24 protein-coding genes are annotated in these 24,996 nt (G+C 69.4%); 19 read left to right on the top strand and 5 right to left on the bottom strand.

The genetic code is table 11. From position 1 onward, the window contains the following. Positions 1–21 precede the first annotated feature (21 nt). From VFH59_RS15270 to VFH59_RS15245, 6 genes are all read left to right on the top strand, one after another. On the top strand, positions 22–1,029 hold the full coding sequence (locus VFH59_RS15270; RefSeq protein ID WP_325165769.1) for a D-glycerate dehydrogenase: 1,008 nt from the start codon (positions 22–24) through the stop codon (positions 1,027–1,029). Between the two features lie 30 nt (positions 1,030–1,059). Next, a complete protein-coding gene (locus tag VFH59_RS15265) occupies positions 1,060–2,091 on the top strand; it encodes an aspartate-semialdehyde dehydrogenase (protein WP_325165768.1) in 1,032 nt (343 codons plus the stop codon). Next, positions 2,091–2,393: a hypothetical protein gene (locus VFH59_RS15260; protein ID WP_325165767.1), complete on the top strand. Its 303-nt coding sequence runs from the start codon at positions 2,091–2,093 to the stop codon at positions 2,391–2,393. The genes VFH59_RS15265 and VFH59_RS15260 overlap by 1 nt, the downstream gene beginning before the upstream one ends. Before the next feature lie 158 nt (positions 2,394–2,551). Next, positions 2,552–4,861 carry a FimV/HubP family polar landmark protein gene (locus VFH59_RS15255; RefSeq protein WP_325165766.1) on the top strand — a complete coding sequence of 770 codons (2,310 nt, stop codon included), beginning with the start codon at positions 2,552–2,554 and terminating at the stop codon, positions 4,859–4,861. Between the two features lie 119 nt (positions 4,862–4,980). Next, positions 4,981–5,748: a tRNA pseudouridine(38-40) synthase TruA gene (gene truA, locus VFH59_RS15250; protein ID WP_325165765.1), complete on the top strand. Its 768-nt coding sequence runs from the start codon at positions 4,981–4,983 to the stop codon at positions 5,746–5,748. Next, positions 5,745–6,359, top strand: a complete 615-nt coding sequence (locus tag VFH59_RS15245; protein WP_325165764.1) for a phosphoribosylanthranilate isomerase — start codon at positions 5,745–5,747, stop codon at positions 6,357–6,359. Before truA ends, VFH59_RS15245 begins: the two co-directional genes overlap by 4 nt. A 21-nt stretch (positions 6,360–6,380) precedes the next feature. Here the strand turns inward: VFH59_RS15245 and VFH59_RS15240 are convergent, their stop codons facing one another. Further along, the gene (locus tag VFH59_RS15240) at positions 6,381–7,277 is read right to left on the bottom strand and encodes a LysR family transcriptional regulator (RefSeq protein ID WP_325165763.1); all 897 of its coding nucleotides are present in this window, start codon (positions 7,275–7,277) and stop codon (positions 6,381–6,383) included. Positions 7,278–7,403: 126 nt separating this feature from the next. On the opposite strand from VFH59_RS15240, the gene trpB reads away from it, so the two are divergent. The 11 genes from trpB to VFH59_RS15185 all read left to right on the top strand — a co-directional run bounded on the left by trpB (position 7,404) and on the right by VFH59_RS15185 (position 16,355). Continuing rightward, positions 7,404–8,615, top strand: coding sequence for a tryptophan synthase subunit beta (trpB, locus tag VFH59_RS15235; RefSeq protein ID WP_325165762.1), 1,212 nt, complete (start codon positions 7,404–7,406; stop codon positions 8,613–8,615). Next, positions 8,612–9,412, top strand: a complete 801-nt coding sequence (trpA, locus tag VFH59_RS15230) for a tryptophan synthase subunit alpha (RefSeq protein WP_325165761.1) — start codon at positions 8,612–8,614, stop codon at positions 9,410–9,412. Before trpB ends, trpA begins: the two co-directional genes overlap by 4 nt. A 100-nt stretch (positions 9,413–9,512) precedes the next feature. Further along, positions 9,513–10,382 (top strand): acetyl-CoA carboxylase, carboxyltransferase subunit beta, encoded by an 870-nt coding sequence (gene accD, locus VFH59_RS15225; RefSeq protein WP_325165760.1) that lies wholly within the window; start codon positions 9,513–9,515, stop codon positions 10,380–10,382. Between the two features lie 403 nt (positions 10,383–10,785). Further along, positions 10,786–12,186 (top strand): glutamate--tRNA ligase, encoded by a 1,401-nt coding sequence (gene gltX, locus VFH59_RS15220; RefSeq protein WP_325165759.1) that lies wholly within the window; start codon positions 10,786–10,788, stop codon positions 12,184–12,186. A 14-nt stretch (positions 12,187–12,200) separates the two neighbouring features. Continuing rightward, complete coding sequence (locus tag VFH59_RS15215) at positions 12,201–12,470, top strand: hypothetical protein (protein ID WP_325165758.1); 270 nt, start codon at positions 12,201–12,203, stop codon at positions 12,468–12,470. A 75-nt stretch (positions 12,471–12,545) separates the two neighbouring features. Then, positions 12,546–13,013, top strand: a complete 468-nt coding sequence (locus VFH59_RS15210) for a transcriptional repressor (RefSeq protein ID WP_325165757.1) — start codon at positions 12,546–12,548, stop codon at positions 13,011–13,013. A gap of 240 nt (positions 13,014–13,253) precedes the next feature. Continuing rightward, positions 13,254–13,676 carry a MerC domain-containing protein gene (locus VFH59_RS15205; protein ID WP_325165756.1) on the top strand — a complete coding sequence of 141 codons (423 nt, stop codon included), beginning with the start codon at positions 13,254–13,256 and terminating at the stop codon, positions 13,674–13,676. Between the two features lie 43 nt (positions 13,677–13,719). Beyond that, a complete protein-coding gene (locus tag VFH59_RS15200; protein WP_325165755.1) occupies positions 13,720–14,667 on the top strand; it encodes a cation diffusion facilitator family transporter in 948 nt (315 codons plus the stop codon). Between the two features lie 99 nt (positions 14,668–14,766). Continuing rightward, positions 14,767–14,928 carry a 30S ribosomal protein THX gene (locus VFH59_RS15195; protein ID WP_231351339.1) on the top strand — a complete coding sequence of 54 codons (162 nt, stop codon included), beginning with the start codon at positions 14,767–14,769 and terminating at the stop codon, positions 14,926–14,928. Positions 14,929–15,070: 142 nt separating this feature from the next. Beyond that, on the top strand, positions 15,071–15,538 hold the full coding sequence (locus VFH59_RS15190; protein WP_325165754.1) for a hemerythrin domain-containing protein: 468 nt from the start codon (positions 15,071–15,073) through the stop codon (positions 15,536–15,538). Positions 15,539–15,554: 16 nt separating this feature from the next. Beyond that, complete coding sequence (locus tag VFH59_RS15185; RefSeq protein ID WP_325165753.1) at positions 15,555–16,355, top strand: isochorismatase family cysteine hydrolase; 801 nt, start codon at positions 15,555–15,557, stop codon at positions 16,353–16,355. An 87-nt stretch (positions 16,356–16,442) separates the two neighbouring features. Here VFH59_RS15185 and hutI read toward each other — a convergent pair whose 3' ends face one another. From hutI to VFH59_RS15170, 3 genes are all read right to left on the bottom strand, one after another. Beyond that, positions 16,443–17,675, bottom strand: coding sequence for an imidazolonepropionase (hutI, locus tag VFH59_RS15180; RefSeq protein WP_325165752.1), 1,233 nt, complete (start codon positions 17,673–17,675; stop codon positions 16,443–16,445). Next, on the bottom strand, positions 17,672–19,099 hold the full coding sequence (locus tag VFH59_RS15175) for a chloride channel protein (protein WP_325165751.1): 1,428 nt from the start codon (positions 19,097–19,099) through the stop codon (positions 17,672–17,674). Before VFH59_RS15175 ends, hutI begins: the two co-directional genes overlap by 4 nt. 96 nt (positions 19,100–19,195) lie before the next feature. After that, on the bottom strand, positions 19,196–20,761 hold the full coding sequence (locus tag VFH59_RS15170) for a bifunctional GNAT family N-acetyltransferase/carbon-nitrogen hydrolase family protein (protein ID WP_325165750.1): 1,566 nt from the start codon (positions 20,759–20,761) through the stop codon (positions 19,196–19,198). A gap of 104 nt (positions 20,762–20,865) precedes the next feature. Between VFH59_RS15170 and VFH59_RS15165 the strand changes: the two genes are divergently transcribed. Then, a complete protein-coding gene (locus VFH59_RS15165) occupies positions 20,866–22,245 on the top strand; it encodes a formimidoylglutamate deiminase (RefSeq protein ID WP_325165749.1) in 1,380 nt (459 codons plus the stop codon). Positions 22,246–22,348: 103 nt separating this feature from the next. Beyond that, positions 22,349–23,611, top strand: a complete 1,263-nt coding sequence (locus VFH59_RS15160) for an MFS transporter (protein ID WP_325165748.1) — start codon at positions 22,349–22,351, stop codon at positions 23,609–23,611. A 102-nt stretch (positions 23,612–23,713) separates the two neighbouring features. Here VFH59_RS15160 and VFH59_RS15155 read toward each other — a convergent pair whose 3' ends face one another. Continuing rightward, positions 23,714–24,958, bottom strand: a complete 1,245-nt coding sequence (locus VFH59_RS15155) for an ectonucleotide pyrophosphatase/phosphodiesterase (protein WP_325165747.1) — start codon at positions 24,956–24,958, stop codon at positions 23,714–23,716. Between the last annotated feature and the right edge of the window lie 38 nt (positions 24,959–24,996).

Below are 24,996 nucleotides of genomic sequence, written 5' to 3'. Positions count from 1 at the left end.
TTTTCGAACTACGGAACGCGCATGACCGGCAAGCCGCGGGTGTGGATCTCGCGTCCCACCTTTCCCGACATCATCGCTCGCCTGGAGCCCCACTTCGAGGTGGCGGCGGAGGCGGCGGAAACCGTGTTCGCGCCTGCCGAACTGGCTGGGAGGCTCGCGTCCAGCGATGCCGCGATCGTCGGTCTGGACGTGCGTGTCGGCGCCGCGGAGGTGGCGAGCGCGCCGCGTTTGCGGATCGTCGCCAACCTTGCCGTCGGGTACGACAACCTGGACGTTCCCGCGCTCACCGCCGCAGGGGTCGCCGCTGCCAATACACCGGGCGTGCTCAGCGAAAGCGTGGCCGACTACACCTGGGCGCTGCTGCTCGGTGCGGCGCGCCATATGGGCGCCGCAGAGCGCTGGCTCCGTGCAGGGCACTGGCGTGCCAACGGGTTCAGGGACTGGCTGGGCCTGGACACCCGTGGCCGCACGCTGGGCATCCTGGGCATGGGCCGCATCGGCCAGGCCATCGCGCGGCGCGCGGCGGGTTTCGGCATGCAGGTGGCGTACCACAACCGCTCCCGGCTGCCGGCGACGATCGAGGCTGCATGCGCCGCACGCTACGTGGACAAGCCCACGCTGCTGGCCGAGTCCGACTTCCTGGTGGTGGCCGTGCCGCTCACCGCCGAGAGTCGCCACGCGATCGGCGCGGCAGAGTTGGCAGCGATGAAAACCACCGCCATGCTGGTGAACATCGCCCGCGGCGGCGTGGTCGATGACGCGGCGCTCGCGGTCGCCCTGGGCGAGAAGCGGCTTGCCGCCGCAGCGCTGGACGTGTTCGAGGGGGAGCCGGCCGTCGATCCGGCCCTGCTTGCGCTCGACAACGTCATCCTGAGTCCGCACATCGCCAGCGCCACCTGGGACACTCGCCGCGCGATGACCGCGATGGCGGTCGACAACGTGCTGGCGCTGTTCGGCCACGGCCCGTACGCCGGGCACCCACCCTCCCTCGTCAACCCCGAGGCCCTGGCCATCCGGCCGGCGCCCTGATCCCCCCTCACACAGGCAACAAGGCATCCCATGAGCAAGAAGAGCAGCTACAAGGTGGCGATGGTCGGCGCCACCGGCGCGGTCGGCGAGACCCTGCTGGGGATCCTGGCCGAGCGCGACTTCCCCGTCGGCGAACTGGTGCCGCTGGCCAGCGAGCGTTCGGCCGGCGAGAAGATCTCCTTCGGCGGCAGGCAGGTCACGGTGCGCAACCTTGCCGATTACGACTTCGACGGCGTGGACATCGCCTTCTTCTCCGCCGGCGGCGCGGTCAGTCGCGAACACGCTCCGCGCGCGGCAGCTGCGGGCGCCGTGGTGATCGACAATACCTCCGAGTTCCGCTACCAGGACGACGTTCCGCTGGTGGTGGCCGAGGTCAACCCGCATGCCATCGCGGACTACACCGCCCGCGGCATCATCGCCAATCCCAACTGCTCGACCATGCAGATGCTGGTGGCGTTGGCGCCGATCCACCGCGCGGTCGGCATCGAGCGCATCAACGTGGCCACCTACCAGTCCGTGTCGGGGGCCGGCCGCAGCGGAATGGAGGAGCTCGGGCGCGAAACGGCGGCCCTGCTCAACTTCCAGGATGTGGAACCGGGCAAGAAATTTCCCAAGCAGATCGCTTTCAATGTGATCCCGCACATCGACGAGTTCCAGCCCAACGGCTACACCAAAGAAGAAATGAAGATGGTGTGGGAGACGCGCAAGATCCTGGAGGACGACTCCATCGCGGTGAACCCCACCGCCGTACGGGTGCCGGTGTTCTACGGCCACGCCGAGGCGGTGCACGTGGAGACCCGCGACAGGATCGGTGCCGACGAGGCCCGCGCGTTGCTGGAGCAGGCCGAGGGTGTGGTGGTCATGGACGAGCGCAAGCCGGGCGGCTATCCGACCCCGGTGGGCGATGCGGCCGGCAAGGATCCGGTGTTCGTGGGCCGCATCCGCGAGGACATCTCGCACGAGCGCGGCCTGGACCTGTGGATCGTGGCCGACAACATCCGCAAGGGCGCCGCACTCAACGCGGTGCAGATCGCCGAGCGGCTGATCGAGGACTATCTCTGATGCGAAAACCCGGATTGCTGCTGCCGCTGCTGATGCTCGCCACGCTGCCGGCGTTTGCCGACGGTGGGCCGGAACAGGCCGCGGTGGCGGGTCAGCGGGTACCCGCGCAGGTGCGACTCCAGCAACAGTTGCGCGCACGCGGCGCGGAGGTCACGCAGCTTGAGCGCAAGCTTGCCGAGCAGGAATCGCACACCCGCCAAGCCAGCGACCGCCTGGCGGAGCAGGACCGGGAAATCGCCCGCCTGCAGCGCCAGCTCAAGGCCCTGGGCGGTCATGGCCAGGGGGGCAATGCGGGTCGCTGACCCGCCACTGCCACGAGAACACGCCGCAGCAATATGCGCTAAGCGGTCGCCGCAGCTATTGTTGATTGGCCTGCATATAACTAAAGTGACGCGCGTTCCGTGTCGCCGCAGCCCGCGGCGAGCATGAAGCGTCTCGGGCGTTTGGGGGAATCGAAGCGATGAATCGTTCGTTGAAACTGTCGATGCTGCTGGCGTTGGCCCTGGGCAGCACCCAGGCGGCGGCGCTCGAACTGGGGCAGATCCAGGTCAAGTCGGCTCTCGGCCAGCCGCTGCTCGCGGAGATTCCGCTGACGCCGGACAGCCCGGCAGAGCTGCACAACATCACTGCCCGCCTGGCCTCGCCGGAGGATTTCGCCCGCGCCGGCCTGACCGGTGTGCGGCCCGACGTCCCGTTGCAGTTCAACATCGTGGACGTGGGCGGGCGCAAGGTGATCCGCATCACCAGCGCGGTGGCGGTCAACGATCCCTACCTCGACCTGTTGGTGGAAGTGGACAACGCCTCGGGCCGCAGCCTGCGCGAGTTCCCGGTCCTGCTCGATCCGCCGGGGACGGCGCCGGCGGTGCCAGGCATGCATGCGCCGCGCGCCGGTGCGGCTCGTAGCGCGGCCCGTCCGGCCCCGGCGGGTTCCGCACCCGCCAGGCCGGCCGCGGGACGCGTGGCGGCCGGCGGGCAGTACCAGGTCGAGCGCGGCCAGACGCTGTCCGGTATCGCCCGCCGGCTCGCGCCGGCAGGCGTGGACGCCGGGCAGATGATGCTGGCCCTCAAGCAGGCCAACCCGGATGCCTTCTACCAGGACAACATCAACGCGCTGAAGAGCGGCGCGGTCTTGCGCGTGCCGACCGGCCAGGAAGCACAGGCGACGAGCGTGGCAGCGGCGATCGCCGAAATCCGCCGGCAGAACAGCGACTGGCGCGCCCAGGCCGCTCCGACCACCACCGTGGCCGATGCGGCCACCCGCACGGAAGCCGCCGGCGCGCCCGCCGGCGCGTCCGCCGACCGGCTCGCGCTGGTGCCGGCCAAGCAGGGCGGCAGGGGGGCTGGCGCCCAGGGGGCCGGCAAGGGCGACGCCGCCTTGCGCCAGGACCTGATGCGCACCCAGGAGACCCTGACCACCCTGCAGCAGCAGAGCGCGGACCTGAAGTCGCGCCTGAAGGACCTGCAGGACATCAACGACAAGAACACCCGCCTGCTCGCCCTCAAGGACAACGAGATCGCCGAGCTGCAGCAAAAGCTCGCCGATGCCCGCAAGAAGGCCGGACTGCCGGCCGCTGCGGCCCCCGCCCCGGCCACCGCCCCGGCCACCGCGGCTCCGGTCGCTGCGGCGACGAAGCCTGCCGCCGCAAAATCCGGGCCGGCCAAGCCTGGCAGTGCCGGTGCGATCGCCGCGAGCACCTCCGTCTCGCCGTCGCACAGCGCTGCGGCGGCACCGGCCGTCACCCGGCCGGCAGCGAAGCCGGCCAGCAAGCCGAGCAAGCCGGTGGCCCGCAAGCCGGCCACGCCGGCGCCGGTCGAGCAGCCCTGGTTCATGCAGCCGTGGGCGTGGGCAGCGGCCGGCGGTGCCGTCCTGCTGCTGATCCTGCTCGCCCTGCTGGGGCGCCGGCGCAAGTCGGCCCCCGCCCGCGCCGTGTCGACGGCTCCCTCGCTGGCCGACCGCTTCGGTGCGGCGCCGGACGTGTCCGCGCCCACCAGCGCGGACCCGGACCAGGACGAACTGCTGGACCAGCTGGCCGAGCACCCGGACGACATCGGCCTGCACCTGGAGCTGGTGAGCCTGTATTACTCCCGCCGCGACGTGGAGCACTTCGAGGCCGCCGCCGAGGCGATGCATGCCCATATCGCCGACCCGCAACAGGACGAGTGGCAGGACGTGGTCGCCATGGGCGAGGATCTCGTGCCCGGCCACCCGCTGTTTGCCGGCCAGGGCGCGCAGGACGCGTTCGACTCGCGCGAGGAAGAGCGCCAGCGCGCCGGCGAGGCGATCGAATCGTTCGACCTGGACAGCTACGCCAGCCAGACCGAGGACATCGCCGGCCACGACGAGGAACCGGCCATGGCCGAGCGTCCCAAGGTCAGCGAATATCATTTCGACTTCGACCTCACTCCGCCGCGTCCCGGCCACGCCGACACCCCGGCCATGGATGTCCCCCTCGCCGACGAGGATGAGGACGAGGACGAGGACCGCACGGTGATGCGGGACGTCGAGCCGACGACGGTCGACGACGCGGGTCCCGCGACCTGGAACTTCGAGGAGCCGGTGCGCGAATCGACCGGCTCCACCGCCGCGACCGAGCCGCAGGAGCTGGGCCAGTTCAGCGACGACCCGATCGACACCAAGCTCGACCTTGCCCGCGCCTACATGGACATGGGCGATGCCGACGGCGCCCGCGCCATGCTCGAGGAAGTGATGAACGAGGGCACCCAGATCCAGAAGGACGCGGCGCAGCGCCTGCTCGATTCGCTGGCCTGAGCCATCCTCCATCGCTTGCGCGAAGGGCCGGCCATGCCGGCCCTTCGCATGTCCGGGGCCAGCAGGCGGGTCCCGCGGCAGCTGCTAAGCTTCCCGGCTGTTCCGCAGGACCTTCCCGCATGCGCATCGCCCTGGGCGTCGAATACGACGGCACCGATTTCCTCGGCTGGCAGCGCCTGACCCACGGCGCCACCGTGCAGGGCGCGCTGGAGCAGGCGCTTGCGCGCGTCGCCGCGCAGCCGGTCGCGGTGACCTGTGCCGGGCGTACGGACGCCGGCGTGCACGGTCGTTGCCAGGTGGTGCACTTCGATACCGGTGTCGAGCGCGACATGCGTGGCTGGGTGCTGGGCGCGTGTTCCAACCTGCCTGGCAGCGTGGCGGTGCTATGGGCGCAACCGGTGGCCGAGGCCTTCCACGCCCGCTTCTCCGCGCGCAGCCGGCGCTACCGCTACACCATCCTCAACCGCCCGGTGCGGCCCGCGCTGGATGCGCGCTACGTCACCTGGGAGCGGCTGCCGCTGGACGCGGCGGCCATGCATGAAGCCGGCCAGGCGCTGCTCGGCGAACACGATTTCTCCGCCTTCCGCGCAGTGTCCTGCCAGGCCGCGCATGCGCGACGCTGCGTGCTGGGCCTGGGCGTGCGGCGCGAGGGCGAGCAGGTGATCGTGGAGATCGAGGCCAACGCCTTCCTGCACCACATGGTGCGCAACATCGTCGGCTCGCTGCTGCCGGTGGGGCGCGGGCAGCAGCCGACCGGATGGCTTGCCGGGCTGCTCGCCGGGCGCGACCGGGACGTGGCCGGACCGACCGCACCGGCCTCCGGGCTGACCTTCCTCGGCCCGCGTTACGAGGCACACTGGGGGCTCCCGGTGGAGGTGAGCGCATGATCCGCATCAAATGCTGCGGCATGACCCGCGTGGAAGACGCCGTGCGTGCCGCCGAACTCGGCGCCGACGCGATCGGACTGATCTTCACCGCGCGAAGCCGCCGGCGCGTGGCGATCGACCAGGCCCGGGCGATCGCCCGCGCGCTGCCGCCGATGGTCACCACCGTGGCGTTGTTCATGGACGAGGACGCGGCCTTCGTCGACGAGGTGATCGCCTCCGTGCAGCCGGCGCTGCTGCAGTTCCACGGCGCCGAGCGCGACGACTGGTGCGCGCAGTTCGGCCGCCCCTACCTCAAGGCGATCGGGATGGGCGGTGGCGCCGGGGCGCTGCCGCGGTTGCACGATTTCCCGGGCGCCGCGGGGCTGGTGCTCGACGGGCACGGCTTGGGCGAGACCGGTGGCAGCGGCAAGCCGTTCGACTGGTCGCTGATGCCGCGCGACCTGGCGCAACCGCTCATTCTTGCCGGCGGCCTGCATCCCGGGAACGTGGCCGCGGCGATCCGCATGGCGCGCCCCTGGGGCGTGGACGTCTCCAGCGGTATCGAGTCCTCGCCCGGCATCAAGGATCTGCAGAGGATGCGTGCCTTCATCGAGGCCGCGCGCGCCGCGTGAGCGGAAGCCGCACGCGTCGGCTCAATCCGCCGCGCCGAGTGCCTCACGCAGCCACCCGGCCAGCGCCTCGGTGCGGCCGTCCTGCACACGCCGCGGCGCCGCGAGGATCCACCAAGCGGGCGTGGGCTGGAATCCCCAGGGTGCGAGCAGGCGCCCGGCCGCCAGGTCGTCGGCCACCAGCTGTGCGGGTGCGATGGCCACGCCCAGCCCGGCGAGGGCGGCTTCCAGCAGGTAGTACAGATGCTCGAAACCCTGGCCGTATCGTAGCGTCCCTGGTGCGAGGCCGGCCGCCTGCGCCCACTGCGGCCAGGCTTGCGGGCGCGAGGCGGTGTGCAGCAACGGCTCGCTCGCGAGCGCAGCGGCCGGGCGGCCGACCAGCCGCGCAGCGGCAGGAGCATGCGGACTGAGTACCGGCCCGATCCGTTCGGGCGCCAGCTCATGCACGCGCCAGCTGCCCGGCCAGGGCGGCTCGACCGCCAGCAATGCCGCATCCAGGCCCGGCAAGGCCGGATCGAACGCCGATTCCTGCGCGCTCAGGTGCAGCCGCAGTGCGGGCAGGTCGTGCCGAAGACGTTCCAGGCGCGGGATCATCCAGCGGGCCAGCAGGCTCCCCGGGCAACCCAGCACCAGCGCCCGGTCGGTGTCGTGGCCCAGCCGCGCCCAGGTATCGCGCAATTGCTCGAAGGCGGTGCCGGTGCCCTCGTGCAGTTGGCGGCCAGCCGCCGTCAGGACCAGCCCGCGGCCATGCCGGGCGAACAGCGGCTGGCCGAGGGCTTCCTCCAGCACCCGGAGCTGCCGGCTGACGGCGCCGTGAGTCACGTGCAGCTCGGCCGCCGCGGCGCTGACGCTGGACAGCCGCGCGGTCGCCTCGAAGGCACGCAGGGCGTTGAGCGATGGCAGGTCACGGCCAGGCGTCATGTGAGTTTTACTGACAGATAGAAGGCGATCTTATCGCTTTTCCCGTCATCCGCCCTGCGCTAGCGTTCCGGGCCTGCTGCGCCCCAAGCCCGGGTGCCGCTCCACCTCGCTGCACGGGAACCTCACATGTCATCCACCCAGGACTTCCACCGCTGGCCGGACGAAAACGGCCGCTTCGGCGCCTACGGCGGCAGTTACGTCGCCGAAACGCTGATGGCGCCGCTGGCCGAACTTACCGAGGCGTACCAGCGCCTGCGGCAGGATCCCGCGTTCATCGCCGAACTGGACCGGGACCTCAAGGACTATGTGGGCCGCCCGAGTCCGGTCTATCACGCCGAGCGCCTGTCGCGGCATGTCGGCGGGGCCAGGATCCTGCTCAAGCGCGAGGACCTGAACCACACCGGTGCGCACAAGATCAACAACACGGTCGGCCAGGCGCTGGTCGCCCGCCACATGGGCAAGCAGCGCGTGATCGCCGAGACCGGCGCCGGCCAGCACGGCGTGGCCAGCGCCACGGTGGCCGCCCGCTTCGGCATGAAGTGCGTGGTCTACATGGGCGCAGTCGACATCGAGCGGCAGAAGATCAACGTCTATCGCATGAAGCTGCTGGGCGCCGAGGTGGTGCCGGTGACGTCCGGGTCGAAGACGCTCAAGGACGCGCTCAACGAGGCCATGCGCGATTGGGTCACCAACGTGGCCGACACCTTCTACATCATCGGCACGGTCGCCGGTCCCCACCCGTATCCGCAGATGGTGCGCGACTTCAACGCGATCGTCGGCCGTGAGGCGCGCGCGCAGATGCTGGAGCGCTACGGCCGCCTGCCCGACGCCATTACCGCCTGCGTGGGCGGCGGCTCCAACGCGATCGGCCTGTTCCACGCCTTCCTCAACGATGCCGGCGTGCGCATCGTCGGCGCCGAGGCCGCGGGGGAGGGCATCGCCACGGGCCACCATGCCGCCTCGCTGGCGGCCGGCCGGCCGGGCGTGCTGCACGGCAACCGTACCTACGTGCTGTGCGACGACAATGGCCAGATCACCGAGACGCATTCGGTGTCCGCCGGCCTGGACTACCCGGGCGTGGGTCCCGAGCATGCCTTCCTCAAGGATGCCGGGCGGGCCGAGTACGTCGGTGTCACCGACGACGAGGCGCTGGAAGCCTTCCACCTGCTCGCCCGCACCGAAGGCATTCTGGCCGCGCTCGAATCGAGCCATGCGGTGGCGCAGGCGATGAAGCTGGCACGCGAGTACCCGAAGGACGCGCTGGTGCTGTGCAATCTCTCCGGCCGCGGCGACAAGGACGTACATACCATCGCCGCGCGCGAAGGGGTGCAGGTATGAGCCGCCTCGACGATCGCTTCGCCGCGCTGAAGGCGGCCGGGCGTACCGGGCTGATTCCGTTCGTCACCGCGGGGGACCCTTCGCCCGGGAACACGGTCGCGCTCATGCACGCGCTGGTCGCGGCCGGTGCGGATGTGATCGAACTGGGGGTTCCCTTCTCGGACCCGATGGCGGACGGCCCGGTGATCCAGCATGCCAGCGAGCGCGCCATCGCGCGGGGCGTCGGTCTGGGTGACGTACTGCGCTGGGTCGGCGAGTTCCGCGAGCGCGATGCGGACACGCCAGTGGTGCTGATGGGTTACCTCAACCCGATCGAGGCGCACGGCTTCGGGCGCTTCGCGCGTGACGCCGTGCAGGCGGGTGTCGACGGCGTGCTGGTGGTGGACTGCCCGCTGGAGGAGTCCGCCGTACTGGAGCCCCTGCGCGCCGCCGGCCTGCAGCAGATCCTGCTGGCTGCGCCGACGACCGCACCCGCCCGTATGGTGCGGTTGTGCGAGGCGGCCCGGGGCTTCCTGTACTATGTGTCGTTCGCCGGCATCACCGGCGCGGCACGGCTGAGCACGGCGGACATCGCCGCGCGGGTGGCCGACGCGCGCGCCAGGGCGAAGGCGCCGGTGGCGGTCGGCTTCGGCGTGCGCGATGCGGCGAGCGCGAAAGCCATCGCCGGCTTCGCCGACGCCGTGGTCATCGGCAGTGCGCTGGTCGAGCGCCTGGCCGGCGCCATGGCGGTCGACGAGATGGCCGCGCGGGCACGCGAGTTTCTCGCACCGATACGCGCAGCACTGGACGCGCCCTGAGCTGCTCCTTCTTAGGGGAGGGCGGGGGTGAAGAGCCGGGGCTCGCGAAGATGTACAGATGGCGCCGTCGCAAGCGGCACACAGCTCCAACGAGGCTCCCATGAACTGGCTCCAGAAAATCATGACCCCGCGTGCACGCACGCACAGCACCCCGGTGAACAAGGGCAAGGTGCCCGAGGGCGTGTGGGACAAGTGCGCCGGCTGCGGCACCGTGCTGTACCGGCCGGAGCTGGAGCGCAACCTGATGGTCTGCCCCAAGTGCGGCCACCATCACCCGATCGGCGCGCGCGAGCGGTTGCACGCGCTGTTCGACGCGGGTTCGACGCAGGAGCTGTGGGCGAGCCTGGAGCCCACCGATCCGTTGAAGTTCCGCGACTCCAAGAAATACCGCGACCGCATCGTCGCCTCCCAGAAGAACACCGGCGAGAAGGATGCGCTGATCACCATGAGCGGCCAGCTCAAGGGCCGCCCGCTGGTCGCCGCCGCGTTCGAGTTCTCCTACATGGGCGGCTCGATGGGCTCGGTGGTGGGTGAGAAATTCACCCGCGCGGCCGAGCGCGCGCTGGCCGAGCGCAGCGCGCTGGTGTGCTTCTCCGCCACGGGCGGCGCACGCATGCAGGAAGCGCTGTTCTCGCTGATGCAGATGGCCAAGACGTCCGCCGCGCTGGCGCGCATGCGCGATGCCGGCGTGCCCTACATCAGCGTGATGACCAACCCGACCACCGGCGGCGTTTCCGCCAGCCTGGCGATGCTCGGCGACATCAACATCGGCGAGCCGAAGGCGCTGATCGGCTTCGCCGGCCCGCGCGTGATCGAGCAGACCGTGCGCGAGACGCTGCCGGAAGGCTTCCAGCGTTCGGAGTTCTTGCTCGAACATGGTGCGATCGACCTGATCGTCGATCGCCGCGAGATGCGCGACAAGCTTGCCGAACTGTTCGGCCTGCTGATGAAGGCGCCGCGCGCAGCCTGACCGGGCTCGCCGTCGATGAAATCCGATGCCGCCCGAGGGCGGCATCGTCGTTCATGGCGGCGGGTTTTCCACAGCGGATGTGGATGCCCTTCGGTAAACCCTGTGGACAAACCGCGCCGGCCGCTTTGTGGTCAGGCACTTGGCACGCGCTGGTCAGTTTTTACGCATCGCGAACATCGCCTTCGCAGGTTGTCCACAGTACTTGTGGAGGCCGCTGGGGTAAGCCTGTGGATAGGTGATCTATCTGCTTGATGGGAAAGCACGCCGCGACACGGTGGGCAGGAAGTGACCAGCACCGCCGCGGGTGGTGACGAACCGGCGGCGCGGGCCGCGGGCAGCCCGCGCATCGGCCTTCGCGCTGGTATCGGCTAAAATCCCCGGTTTGACCTCGCCCGCAGATCCCATGACCGTTCGCACCCGTTTCGCTCCCAGCCCCACCGGTTTCCTCCACATCGGCGGCGCGCGCACTGCGCTTTACTGCTGGCTGGAAGCGCGCCGCCGCGGCGGCGAGTTCCTGCTGCGCATCGAGGACACCGACCGTGAGCGCTCCACCGACGAAGCGGTGCAGGCGATCCTCGACGCGATGGCCTGGCTGGACCTGTCGGCCGACCGCCCGGCGATCTACCAGACGCACCGCCTGGCCCGCTACAAGGAGGTCGCCGACCGGCTACTGGCCGAAGGCAAGGCCTATTACGCCTACGAGAGCAAGGACGAGATCGAGGCGATGCGCGAGGCGGCCATGGCCAAGGGCGAGAAGCCCCGATACAACGGCTACTACCGCGAGCGCAACGAGCCTTATCGCGAGGATCCCAACCGCGTCATCCGCTTCAAGAACCCGGCCGAGGGCTCGGTGGTGTTCGAAGACAAGGTCAAGGGACGGGTGGAGTGGTCCAACGCCGAGCTGGACGACCTGGTGATCTTCCGCTCCGACGGCTGGCCGACCTACAACTTCGCGGTGGTCGTGGACGACATCGACATGGGCATCACCGAGGTCATTCGCGGCGACGACCACGTCAACAACACCCCGCGCCAGATCAACATCTACCAGGCGCTCGGTGCGCCGGTGCCGGAGTTCGCGCACTTGCCGATGATCCTGGACAAGGAGGGCAAGAAGCTCTCCAAGCGCACCAACTCGGTCAGCGTGATGGAGTACCGCGACGCCGGCTACCTGCCGCACGCGATCCTCAACTACCTGGTGCGGCTGGGCTGGTCGCACGGCGACCAGGAAATCTTCTCGCGCGAGGAGATGATCCGCTTGTTCGACATCAGCGACGTCAACAAGGCGGCCTCGCGTTTCGATACCGAGAAACTCGCGTGGCTCAACCAGCACTACCTCAAGAGCGACGACCCGCAGGCGCTTGCGCCGGAGTTCGAATGGCACCTCGAGCGTGCGGGCGTGGACGTGTCCAGGGGGCCGGCGCCGGCCGACGTCATCGTGGCGCTGCGCGACCGCGTGCACACCCTGAAGGAAATGGCCGAGCGCGCAAGGATCTGGTATGCGCCGATCACCGAATGGGACGACAAGGCCGTTGCCAAGCACCTGAAGAACGACAGCGCCGTGGCTGTGCTCGGCGAAGCGAGGACGCTGCTTGCCGACGTCGAGTGGCAGCCCGTGTCGATCCACCAGGCGATCGAGCAGATCGCGGCCAGGCTGGAGCTGGGCATGGGCAAGATCGCCCAGCCGTTGCGCGTGGCGATGACCGGCACCCAGGTCTCGCCCTCGATCGACCACACGATCTACCTGGCCGGCCGCGGCGAAGCACTCAAGCGCATCGACGACGCGATCGCGCGCGCGCAGGGCTGATCCTGGGGCGCGGCATGGACGAGCTCCTTGCCCGCGCCATGCACGGCGTCGACCCCGACGCCCCCGGTGCGTTCCTGCGCGTCTTCCTCAACCTGATGGCGCTGGTTCCGTGGACGGCGCTGCTGTGGTGGAACCTCCTTTTCCTCGCCGTCGGCGCACTGCTGGGCTGGTGGCGCGGCCGTACCGCCGAAGGCGTTGCCTGGGCGTTCGTGCTGGGTCCGATCGGCTGGCTGGTCATCCTGCGCCGCCCGCGGCGCAGGATGCCGCCGCCCCTGCCGAAGTAGTCCCGGCGCCGCCGCCTGCAAGCAGGGGGTGTCCGGCAGGCTGTATCATCGACGCCACACCGGGAAGGACCGCACGTGTCAGCCAAGCTCCACTCACATCACGTCGAAGGCGCCGAAGGTTTCGTCGCGGCCGTCGAACAGGCCAGCGAGGAGCGTGGCCTGCGGCTCACCCCGTTGCGCAGGGAAGTGCTGGAGCTGGTCGCAGCGGCGGGGAAGCCGGTCAAGGCCTATGACCTGCTGGACCGTCTGCGCGAGCACCACGGCAACGCGGCCCCGCCGACGGTCTATCGCGCGCTGGATTTCCTGCTCGAGCAGGGCTTCATCCACAAGCTCGAATCGATCAATGCCTACGTTTCCTGCCACCATCCGGCGGAGGCGCACCAGGTACCGTTCCTGATCTGCGACAGCTGTGCCAGTGCGCAGGAAGTATGCGACGCGCGCGTGGCCGAGCTCATCGAGGCGCAGGCGCGCACCTTCGGTTTCCGGCCGCAGGCGCAGACGCTGGAGGTCCACGGCCTCTGCAGGCACTGCCGGAAGGGCTGACCGCCGGCCAAAAGTGCGGGGCGCGATACATCCCGTATCGCGCCCCGCTTTTTCCGGTGTTGGCGGGGAGGGAACATTGCCGCACCGGAAAACCGTTGACCTGGTTGCGAGCCCGTATGGCCAGCGTTCAGCCATTGTAGAACGTGGTCGCGACGGCCTCGTTGACGCGCGGTTGCAGAATCGTGGCAACGTGGGGCGTTATAATGTAACATCGGGGTCCGAACCCGACCGACCCCGCCGATGGCCCGATCGCCCACATCACGCGCATGGCAGACCGCCGACCGGTTCGGTGCGGGGGCGTCGTTCCTGTGCGCGATCCACTGTGCGGCCCTGCCGTTCGTGTTGGCGCTGCTGCCGGTGGCCGGGCTGGAGTTCCTTGCCGATCATCGTTTCGAGCGGGCGTTCGTCATATTCGCCTGTGCGCTCGCGCTGTTGACCCTGGTCAATGGCTACCGCCGGCATCGCCGGCCGCTGTCGCTGTTGCTGGCGTTCCCCGGAGTGTCGCTGCTGCTGCTGGGCGTGACCGTCGCAGAGCAGTACCCGATCGTGCTGCACAGCGTGCTGGTCACCTGTGGCGGCGTGCTGCTCGCGAGCGCGCACTTCGTGAACCTGCGACTCGACCGCCGGCCACCGCACGTGCACGACGCCGGCTGCGTGCATTGAGCGGTGATTGTGTAACGCGCCGGCGCGTTCCTACGATGGCGCGATGACTTCGTCGTACGACTCCCCGCCACATCGCCACGATCATGATCACGACCATGACCACGGGCATCCGGACGCGCGCGGGCGCAAGCTGCTGGCGGCGTTCCTGCTGACCCTGCTGATGCTGCTGGCCGAGGCGGTCGGAGGCCTCTGGTCCGGTTCGCTCGCCCTGCTGGCCGATGCCGGCCACATGATGGTCGATGCGCTGGCACTGGCGCTGGCCTTCGTCGGCGCGCGCCTGGCGTTGCGCCCGGCCGACGCACGCCGGAGCTACGGATACGGCCGGCTAGAAGTCCTGGCCGGGTTCGTCAATGCGCTGACCCAGTTCGTGCTGGTCGGGTTCATCGCCTGGGAGGCGGTGACCCGGCTGCTGCATCCGGGCGCGATCCTGTCCGGCGTGATGCTGACGGTGGCGATCCTGGGCCTGCTGGTCAACCTGCTGGTGTTGCGCGTGCTGCACGGCCACGCCCACGACGACGTGAACATGGCCGGCGCCAGCCTGCATGTACTCGGCGACCTGCTCGGCTCGCTGGGCGCCGTGCTGGCCGCGCTGGCGGTGCGCTACATGGGCTGGAACTGGGCCGATCCGGTGCTCTCGCTGCTGGTTTCGTTGCTGATCCTGGGGGGGGCCTGGCGGTTGCTGCGCAAATCGGCGCACATCCTGCTCGAGGGGGTGCCTGAGGACCTGGACGTGGGTGAGGTCGAACAGGCCCTGCGCCAGGCCGACGCTTCCATCCGCGACGTCCACCACCTGCACGTATGGCAGCTGGCTTCCGGTTCCCGCATGGCGACGCTGCATGCGCAAGTGGAGGAGGGTGACGGCGCCGGGGCGGTGGCGGCGATCCACCGCCTGCTCCGCGAGCGCTTCGGCATCCTTCACGTGACGGTCCAGGTGGATGCCGGCCCGTGTACCGACCACGCATCGGACTGCCTCGGGCACGGCCATCGCTGAGTACCGGGTGGCCCCGACAGGCTTGCCCGCGCTCTTGCGCTTTACCTCTTCGCTGCTACGATGGCTGGCCGTTCACGCATTACGAATCAAGGAGTTCCCATGGGTAAGGGCGATCGCAAGACCCGTCGCGGCAAGACCTACCGCGGAAGCTATGGCAACAGCCGTGCGCATGATGCGCAGCCGGCCGTGGTCGGCGCCAAGGCCACCGTGACCAAGCCCGCCGCCGCCAAGAAGGCTGCGCCGAGGAAGAAGTCCGCCTGAGCCTTCCGCTCGCGGATCGAAGGAAACCCCCGCCACGAGCGGGGGTTTTTTTTCGGCGTTCCGCAGCGATTAACCGGGGAAGACACGCGCTTCACCGCACGCATGGAAACGTGCGGCAGGCAGGGGTTGCAGCGGAGCCGGCATGAACGCGATCGAGCTTTTGACGCAGGACCACAAGAACATGAGGGCGCTGCTGGACGAGCTGGCGGGCACCACCGCGCGTGCCGTGAAGAAGCGCAAGGAACTGCTCGGGAAGATCGAAACAAGCCTCAAGGCGCACAACACCATCGAGGAAGAAATCTTCTACCCCGCCTTCAAGAAGGCGGGGGACGGCAAGGATGACGCCAGGATGTATTTCGAGGCGCTGGAGGAGCACCGTGCCGCCGGCGACCTGGTGTTGCCGGACCTGCTCAAGACCGACGTCGAGAGCGAAAAATTCTCCGGCCGTGCCAAGGTGCTCAAGGAACTGTTCGAGCACCACGCCAACGAGGAAGAAAAGGAGATGTTCAAACGCGCGAAGGCGCTGATGAGCAGGAAGGCGCTCGAGGAACTGGGCGAGCAGTTGGCGCAGCGCAAGGTCGAGCTGAAGAAGCGGCCGGAAGCGGCCTGACATGGTGGCAGGAACCATGGCAAACACGGGCCAGCGCAGTGGCGACGCGCCTTTCGATCCCCGGCGCAGCGCGCTGCTGATCATCGACATGCTCAACGACCTCGAGTTCGATGGCGGTGAGGAACTGCTGGAGCAGGCCAAGCCGGTTGCCAGCGCCATCGGAACCCTGCGCGGCTGGTATCACGCCCGCGGCCTGCCGGTGATCTACGCCAACGACAACTTCGGGCGGTGGCATGCCGACTTCGCCAAGGTCATCGAGCACTGCCGGCGCGTCGGATCCCGCGGCGCCGTGCTGAGCGATGGCCTGCTGCCGGGCATCGACGACTACTTCATCCTCAAGCCGCGCCACTCGGCGTTTTACGAGACGCCGTTGTGCACGTTGCTGGAAAGGCTCGGCGTCGAGGCGCTCGCGCTGGTCGGCATCGCCGGGGACGACTGCGTGCTCCGCACCGCGATGGATGCGCAGATGCGGCAGTTCCCCCTGTGGGTGCCCGCCGACGGCGTCGCCTCGCAGACAACCTTGCGCAACCAGCGTGCGTTGGCGTGCATGCAGGAGGTGGCCAAGGCCGACATCAGCCGCATCGACGCGCGCCTTCCGGAATGGGACAACACTCAGCGGAGCCAGAACATGAGCAGCCACGACCGCAAAGACATCCAGCACCCCGATTGCAACAAGCCCCAGCGCCCGGAAACGGAGAACGAGCGGGAAGGTCGCAAGGCACACGAAAGCGACCTCACCGACGAAGCGGTGGAGGAAACGTTTCCGGCCAGCGATCCGGTATCCCCGTTCATTCCGGCCAAGACGCCGGAGGAATAAGGCCGCGCACGACCTGTCGGCGGGGGCTCCCTCGCCGGCAGCAAGGACCGTGATCTGCGCCGGAGCCCCCGGTGTGCGGAAGTCGTCCTACGCGAGCGACAGCCTGCGCCCGCCGACCCACACGTCGCGCACCAGGTCGCCGCCGATCCAGTAGCACAGCTGCGCCGGCTGGACTGCGTGCCAGGCGACCAGGTCCGCGCGCTGCCCGACCGCAAGCGTGCCCCGGTCGGCCAGGCCCAGTGCCCGGGCCGCGTTCACGGTCGCCCCGCGCAGCGCCTCCTCGGGCGTGAGCCTGAACAGCGTGCAGGCCATGTTCGCCGCCAGCCGCAACGACAGCAGCGGCGAGGTCCCCGGATTGCAGTCGGTGGCGATCGCGATCGGCACGCCGTGGGCGCGCAGCGCGTCGATCGGCGGCAGCCGCGTCTCGCGCAGGGCATAGAAGGCGCCGGGCAGCAGTACCGCCACGGTGCCGGCCGCGGCCATCGCGCGGATACCCGCTTCGCCGAGGTGTTCGAGGTGATCGGCGGACAGCCCGCGGTAGCTGGCCACCAGCGCGGCCCCGTCGAGATCGGAAAGCTGTTCGGCGTGCAGCTTGACCGGCACGCCCCGTTCCCTCGCACGCTCGAACACGCGCGCGGTTTCGGCGCGGGTGAAACCGATGCCCTCGCAGAAGGCGTCGACCGCGTCGACCAGGCCTTCGTCAACGAGCGCCGGCAGCATGACCTCGGAAACCTGCGCCACATAGTCCGCGCGGCGCTCGCGGTACTCCGGCGGCAATGCATGCAGCCCGAGGAAGCTGGTGCGAACGCCGACACCCAGCGTCTCGCCGATACGCCGCGCCACCCGAAGCATGCGGCGTTCGGTGTCCAGGTCGAGTCCGTAACCGGATTTGATTTCCAGTGTCGTCACGCCATCGCGAAGCAGCTCCCGCGCGCGCGGCAGGCTCTGGCGGAGCAGTTCGTCCTCGTCCGCCGCCCGGGTGGCGCGGACCGTCGAGGCGATGCCGCCACCGGCGCGCGCGACTGCCTCGTAGCTGGCGCCGTTCAGGCGCTGGTCGAACTCGTCCGCGCGATCGCCGCCGAACACCAGGTGGGTGTGGCAATCGATCAAGCCGGGTGTGACCAGGACGCCGTCGAGCGTTTCGACGGTGCTGGCGAGTGCGTCGGCGGGACCGGGAAGGTCGGTTGCCGGGCCGATCCAGGCGATGCGGCCGTCCTTGAGCGCGAGCGCGCCGCGTTCGACCAGTCCGAACGGGCGCTCGCCAGCGAAGGTGGCCAGCGTGGCGCCCATCAACAGATGGTCCCAGCGCGGCGTGGTCACGGCTTCTCGGAGGGAGCGGGAGTGTCGGCGGGGGCTGCCGGCTCGTCGAACGCGCTGCTGCGCCCGACATGTTCCACCGGCTCGGGAGCTTCATGGCGGGCGGCCTGCTGCCGCTCGTAGTCCTGCACCAGCCGTTCGGCGAAATCCTTGTAGACCGGCGTGGGGCTCAGCAGCGACGAGGCGGCGCGGGCCAGCAGGCAGGCGGCCATCACCGGGATGACCATCGACTGGTTGTCGGTCAGTTCCATCGCGATCACCGCCGAGGTCAGCGGCGCCCCGGTAACCCCCGACAGATACGCGCTCATCCCCAGCAGCACCACCGCGGCGGCCGGCACGTCGGGCAGGAAGTGGGCGATGTTCTGCCCGAGCCCGGCGCCCACCGCCAGCGCGGGCGAGAAAATGCCGCCCGGGATACCGGCCCAGTACGACACCACGTTCGCGCCCAGCTTGGCCAGGCCGAAGCTCTCGCCCGGTGTCACCGCGGCCTGCTGCACGATGGCGCGTGCCTGGTCATAGCCGGTGCCGTACACCGAGCCGTGGAACAGCACGCCGAGCACCGCCAGCACCAGTCCGCAACCGGTGGCGAAGGCGACCGGCCAGCGCGCGCGCAGTGCGCCGATGTGGGCCAGCGGGCCGCGCTTGCTGAGCAGGATCAGCCGCGCGAACAGGCCGCCGAGCAGCCCGCAGACGATCCCGCACAACAGCACTGCCAGCCAGGCGTGACCCAGCGGAAGGTTGGCATCCACTTCGCCGAAGTAGGCATAGTTGCCCATGACGCCCAGGGACACGACGCCGCCGACGATCACGGCGGTAAGCAGCAGGCCGCTGAAGCGGTGCTCGAAGGTGCCGGCAAGTTCCTCGATCGCGAACACCACGCCGGCGAGCGGCGTGTTGAACGCCGCGGCGATGCCTGCCGCGCCGCCGGCCAGGATGAAGCGCGAGGCGGCTTTCGGGTCGCTGAACCCGAAGCGTCGGGCAAAGGTATAGAACAGACCCGCGCCCACGTGCACCGTCGGTCCCTCGCGCCCGATCGAGGCTCCCGCCGCGAGTGCGATCAGCGTGAGCAGCATCTTGCCCGCCGCGATCGGCAAAGAAAGCATGGCCTTGCGGAACGATTCGTCTTCCACGTGCAGCGTCCCGATCACCTGCGGGATACCGCTGCCCCGGGTGGCGCGAAAGCGGCCAGCGGTGACCCACGACACCAGGCCGAACACGACGGGCGTGAGGATCAGCGGGATCCATGACCCGTACGCCACGATGCGCAGGAACAGCTGATAGGCCCAGTTGCTGGCCCAGGCGAACAGGATGGCGGCCAACGCGACCAGTACCGCACCACTCCACAGCGCGATGCGCCGCTTCCATTGGTGGGGGGCGAAGAACTCGTGGCCGAGCAGGGTTTGCAGGCGGGGATTGGAGGCGGGCATCACACCATTATCGCAAACGTGGACGGTTCCTGTCGGAACTGCGCCGAAGCAGGGGGTTGGCAGGCAGGCCGGCAGCCCCGCCCGCACGCGGTCGAACTACAGCGGCTGCGGCCGCCAGCGCATCTCGTAGAGGTCGAAGCGCCGGTCCTTGAGGTTGGTCACCGCACCGGCGTTGCGCGCGCGGGCCAGGCTCTCCAGGCGCAGGTCGGCGAACAGCACCGTCTCGATGTTGGGCGTCGAATCCGCCGCGACGCCGTCGCGCGCGAACGGGAAGTCACTCGGCGTCAGGATGCAGCTCTGCCCGTACTGGATGTCGAAGTTGTTCACGCCCGGCAGGTTGCCCACGTTGCCCGAAAGGACGACGTAGCACTGGTTCTCGATCGCCCGTGCCTGCGAGCAGTAGCGCACGCGCAGGTAGCCTTCGCGCACGTCGGTGCAGAACGGCACGAACAGGATCAGCGCACCCTGGTCGACCAGGTGCCGGGCGACCTCGGGGAACTCCGAGTCGTAGCAGATCATCACGCCGATCGGGCCGCAGTCGGTCAGGATGGTCGCCGCGCTTTCGCCGCCGGTGATGTTCCACACATTGCGCTCGCTGGGCGTGGGATGCAGCTTCTCGCGCTCGTGCAGCGAGCCGTCGCGCAGGCACACGTAGCAGACGTTGTGGATGTCGCCGTTGGGCTGCTCGGTGGGATGCGAGCCGGCGATGATGTTGATGTTGTAGCGCACCGCCAGCCGGCTGAAGAGCTCCTTCACCTGCGGGGTGTACTGGCTGAGCTTGCGGATCGCCTCGACCGGCGAGAGTTCCTCGTTCTCGATCGACAGCAGCTGCAGCGTGATCAGCTCCGGGAAGGTCACGAAATCGGCGTTGTAGTCGGCGGCGATGTCGGTGAAGTATTCGACCTGCGTGGCGAACTCCTCGAACGAGCGGATCCGCCGCTGCAGGTACTGCACCGAGGCCACGCGGACCGAGTCGGGCAGGTGCTTGGGCGAGGGAATCGAGGGGATGTCCGGGTGGTCGAGCAGGCTGGGATTGCGCCATACCAGGTGCACCGCCCAGCCCAGCGATTCGTGGTCCGAGGGCACGTACGCGCGAAGCAGGCCGATCACCTCGAAGCCATTGGCGAGCTGGAAGCTCAGTGTCGCGTCGCGCCGCTCGCCGGCGACCACCGCCTGCACGTAGGCTTCGGCGCTGCCGTAGCGGCCGATGTTCCTGGCAAGTCCCGGAATGCGCCCGCCGAACACGATGCCGCGCAGCTTCAGCTCCGTGCACAGCCGCTTGCGCGCGTGGTAGAGCCGCTGGCCGATGCGCATGCCGCGGTAGTCCGGGTGGACCACCACTTCCATGCCGTACAGCCAGTCGCCGTCGGCCTTGTGGCGAGAGGCCATGCCGCCGCCCGTGATCTGCGTCCAGGTATGGGGCTTGAGCGCGGTGGCCTGGTCGATGCGGAAGGTGGCGCAGTAGCCGACCACCTTGCCGCCGTACTCGACGACGAACTGGCCCTCCGGGAAGTGGGTCTGCTGGGAACGCAGCATCTCGGCCGAGTGGCCCCATTCGGGCGAGTAGACGCGTCCGGTCAGATCGACCAGGGCCGGCACGTCTTCGGGCCTGGCCTGGCGCAGCAGCAGCTTGGCCGTTTGCTCTGGGGGCTTCTTGGGCATGAAGCCAGTATCCGAAACGGTTTGTGGTGGAACCGTTGCGTCCAGCCCGGCCGATCCGGTGATGCGGCGGACGCTACACTTGGCGTCTGGCCCAGGAGCTGTCCATGACCCTTTCGCACCGCACCCGCCGTTGCCATGCCGGCCACCTCTGGCAGGGCGATGGCTGGACACGCGACGGCATTTTCGGCATCGACCCTGGCGGCATGCTGCAGGCGGTGGACGATGGCCCTGCCGAGACCCTGGGCGCCTGGGTGCTGCCGGGCATGCCCAACCTGCATTCGCACGCATTCCAGCGCGCCATGGCCGGCCTGGCCGAGCGGCGGGGGAAGGTCGATGACAGCTTCTGGAGCTGGCGCGAGACCATGTACCGGTTCGCCGCGACCGTCGGGCCGGACGAGCTGAAGGCGATCGCCGCGCAGCTGTACGTCGAGATGCTCAAGGCCGGCTACACGCAGGTCTGCGAGTTCCACTACCTGCACCACCGTCCCGATGGAGGGCCCTATGCGCCGGCCGAGGCGATGTCGCTGGCGCTGGTCGAGGCGGCGCGGGAGGCCGGCATCGCATTGACCCTGCTGCCGGTGCTGTACATGCGGGGGGGCTTCGATGGCCGGCCGCTGGGCGTACGGCAGCGGCGCTTCGGCCACGAGATCGACGCCTACCTGCGCCTGCTGGAGACGCTGCGCGCGCACCAGGCTGACGACCTGCGCGTGGGCATCGCCCTGCACTCGCTGCGCGCGGTGCCGGAAGAGGCGCTGCAGGCCGTGCTGGCAAGCGGCCTGGCCAGGGACGCGCCTGTCCACATCCACATCGCCGAGCAGATTGGCGAGGTGCAGGACTGCCTGGCGATCCGCGGCGCCCGCCCGGTGGAATGGCTGCTCGATCACGCCGACGTCGACGCCCGCTGGTGTCTGGTGCATGCCACGCACCTGGACGGGCAGGAGACCGTGCGCCTGGCCCGCAGCGGTGCGGTCGCCGGGCTTTGCCCGACCACCGAGGCCAACCTGGGCGATGGCCTCTTCCCCCTGGCCGACTATCTGGACGCAGGCGGCGCGCTGGGCATCGGCTCGGACTCGCACATTTCGGTATCACCGGTGGAGGAACTGCGCTGGCTCGAGTACGGCCAGCGCCTGGCCACGCGCCACCGCAACATCGCCGCGCGCCGGGAAGGCGCGAGCGTCGGCCAGACGCTGTGGCGTGCCGCGCTCGAGGGCGGCGCGCAGGCCTCGGGCCTGCCGGTCGGCGCGCTGCAGCCGGGACACCGTGCGGACCTGCTGGTGCTCGACGACGGCTCGCCCTTGCTCGCGGCACGCGACGAGCCCGCGTTGCTGGACAGCTTCGTCTTCGCCGGCAACACCCCGCTGGTGCGCGACGTGATGAGCAGCGGTCGTTGGGTGGTGCGCGACTTCCGGCACCACGACGAGGGGCGCATCGCACAGCGTTACCGCGACACGGTGCGGCGGCTCAGGCAAGTGCCGGCAGGCTGATCGACAGGCTGGCGCGGCAGGAGGGTCGCACGCGCCGGCGTTGCGCCGATCCTGCAGAGGAGGACAATGGCGCTCCCCCCGCCACGGCCCGCCAAGGCTGCCGATGAACGACCACCCCGTGCCGGCCGCCGGCACCGACGACGGATTGCTGATCCGCCATGGCACCCCGCTGTTTCGCCGCGCGAACATGGCACTGTTCGCCGCCGGCATCGCCACCTTCGGACTGCTCTATTGCGTGCAGCCGCTGATGCCCGAGTTCAGCAAGGACTACGGGGTGAGCGCGGCGACCAGTGCGCTGTCGCTGTCGCTGACCACCGGCGTGCTGGCCTTCGCCATGCTGGTCGCCGGCGCGGTGTCCGACGCCTACGGGCGCAAGTCGGTGATGACCGTGTCGCTGATGGCCTCGGCGCTGCTGGTGCTGCTGACCGCGCTGGTGCCGGGCTGGACCAGCCTGCTGGTGTTGCGCACCTTGCTGGGGCTGAGCCTGAGCGGGTTGCCCGCGGTGGCGATGACCTGGCTTAGCGAGGAGATGCATCCGGATTCCATCGGCCTTGGCATGGGCCTGTACATCAGCGGAAACGCCATCGGCGGCATGGGCGGCCGGCTGGTCACCGGCGTGCTGGCGGACTTCTTCGACTGGCGGGTGGGCGTGATCGTGGTGGCCGGCATCGGCCTGGCTTCTGGGCTGATGTTCTGGCGGCTGCTGCCGCCCTCGCATCATTTCCAGCGCCAACCGCTGCGCCCGCGGATACTGCTGGCGCGCTTCGCTGGCGTATTCCGCGATGCCGGCCTGCCGTGGATGTTCGCCGAGGGGTTCCTGCTGCTGGGCGCCTTCGTCACCGTCTACAACTACATCGGCTACCGGTTGCTCGCGCCGCCGTACAGCCTCAGCCAGGCGGTGGTCGGCATGATCTTCAGCGTGTACCTGATTGGTACCTTCAGCTCGGCCTGGGTGGGTCACCTGGCCGGCCGGCTCGGGCGCCGGCGCGTGCTGTGGACGACCTTCGCGCTGATGCTCGCGGGCGTGGGGCTGACCGTGTTCCGCTCGCTCGCGCTGGTGGTCGCCGGGGTGGTGGCGGTCACCTTCGGGTTCTTCGGCGGGCACTCGATCGTGAGCAGCTGGGTCGGGCGGCGCGCCGGCAACGCCAAGGCGCAGGCTTCGTCGCTTTATCTGTTCGCCTATTACATGGGGTCCAGCCTGGCGGGCGCGGGCGGCGGGCTGTTCTATGTCGCGCATGGCTGGAACGGCGTCGCCGCGTTCATCGGCGCGATGGTGCTGGCCGGATTGCTGATCGCCTGGCGGCTGTACTTCCTGCAGCCGTTGCCGGGGCCGCCGTCACCGGGAACGGAACCGCCGCTGCCGTAGCGCGGCGGTCCTCGACTTCGGCGCTGCGCGCTTGCGCCCGGAACGAACGGGTATTCCACCGTTCGTCCTGAGCCTTGCCCGCAGGGCGAAGTCGAAGCGCTGCTACCGCGCCGCCGGTACCAGCATGCCCTCGACCGCCTGGTAATCGCCGTCGCTCGGCTGCGGCGGCAGGCCAAGCAGGTGCACCATCAACGGATACACGTCCACGTTGGGGAACGGCGGCGCCGCCACACCGTCGCGGAACGCCGGCCCGTGCGCCACGAACAGCGCCCGCATCTGGGGGGCGGCGTTGTCATAGCCGTGCTCCCCGACGCTGATGTGATCCTTGTGCGAGGCCAGCCAGTCGGCCGTGGTGATGCGCCAGCCGACGTCGGCCAGGCACAGCAGTTGCGGCACGCGCGGATTGTGGCCGTAGGCCAGGCGTGCCGGCACGCGGGACTTGTCCCAGCACTGCATGTGCGGGTGCGGGCGCTCCAGCCGGGCCTCGATGGCCGCGAAGTCGTGCCCGGGCCTGGGATTGAAGCCGGCGAGCACGCCCAGGCTCACCACCTGCACGTCGTCCAGGTCCAGCTGGCGCTCGATCAGCACGCTATGGTCCAGCGGGGTGGAAGCCATGCCGTGGTCGGCCAGCACAATGATGTTGATGCGATCGAACAGGCCGCGCGCCTTCAGGCCCTGGACCAGCCGCGCCAGCGCCTCGTCGGTCTCGCGCAAAGCCTGGTTCACCTGCGGCGAGTCGGGGCCGTGGTAGTGCCCGGCGTGGTCGACCCCATCGAAGTAGAGGGTGAGGAAGTCCGGCCGCCGGGCCGGCGGCAGGTCCAGCCAGGCCAGCACCTGGTCGACGCGCTGGACCGGCGTCACGGTGCCGTCGTAGGTCTTCCAGTGATCGGGGTGATGGCCATGGATGTCCGCCTCGGACCCGGGCCAGAACATCGTCGCCGTGTGCAGGCCATGGCGGTCGGCGGTTTCCCACAAGGGCGTGCCCTCGGCCCACCAGCGCCCATCGCTCACCGCCTTGCGGTTGCCCAGCGAGAACTTGCCCAGCTGTGCGTCGTACATGGTGTTGTTGACGATGCCATGGTGGTCGGGGCGCAGCCCGGTGACGATGGTGTAGTGGTTGGGGAAGGTCAGCGAGGGGAAGGACGGCTGCATCGCCGAGTGCACGCCATCGCGCGCGAGCATCGCGACGGTCGGGGTCAGGCCGCGATCGAGGTAGTCGGCGCGGTAACCGTCGATGGAAACCAGCAGCAGGGGCGCCGGCTTGTCGGCCGGGACTGGCGGCGTCGTGGCGCAACCGGCGCTGAATGCAAGCACCAGGCAACACAACAGGCGAAACAGGTTTTTCATAGGCGTGCTCGTACGATGGATCAACTCCCCATCATCGC

Origin of the sequence: Frateuria sp. (assembly GCF_035695185.1) — a bacterium.
Classification (GTDB): Bacteria; Pseudomonadota; Gammaproteobacteria; order Xanthomonadales; family Rhodanobacteraceae; genus Frateuria_A.
The sequence above is the reverse complement of the archived record's forward strand: the minus strand, read 5'-3'. Positions and strand labels throughout refer to the sequence as shown.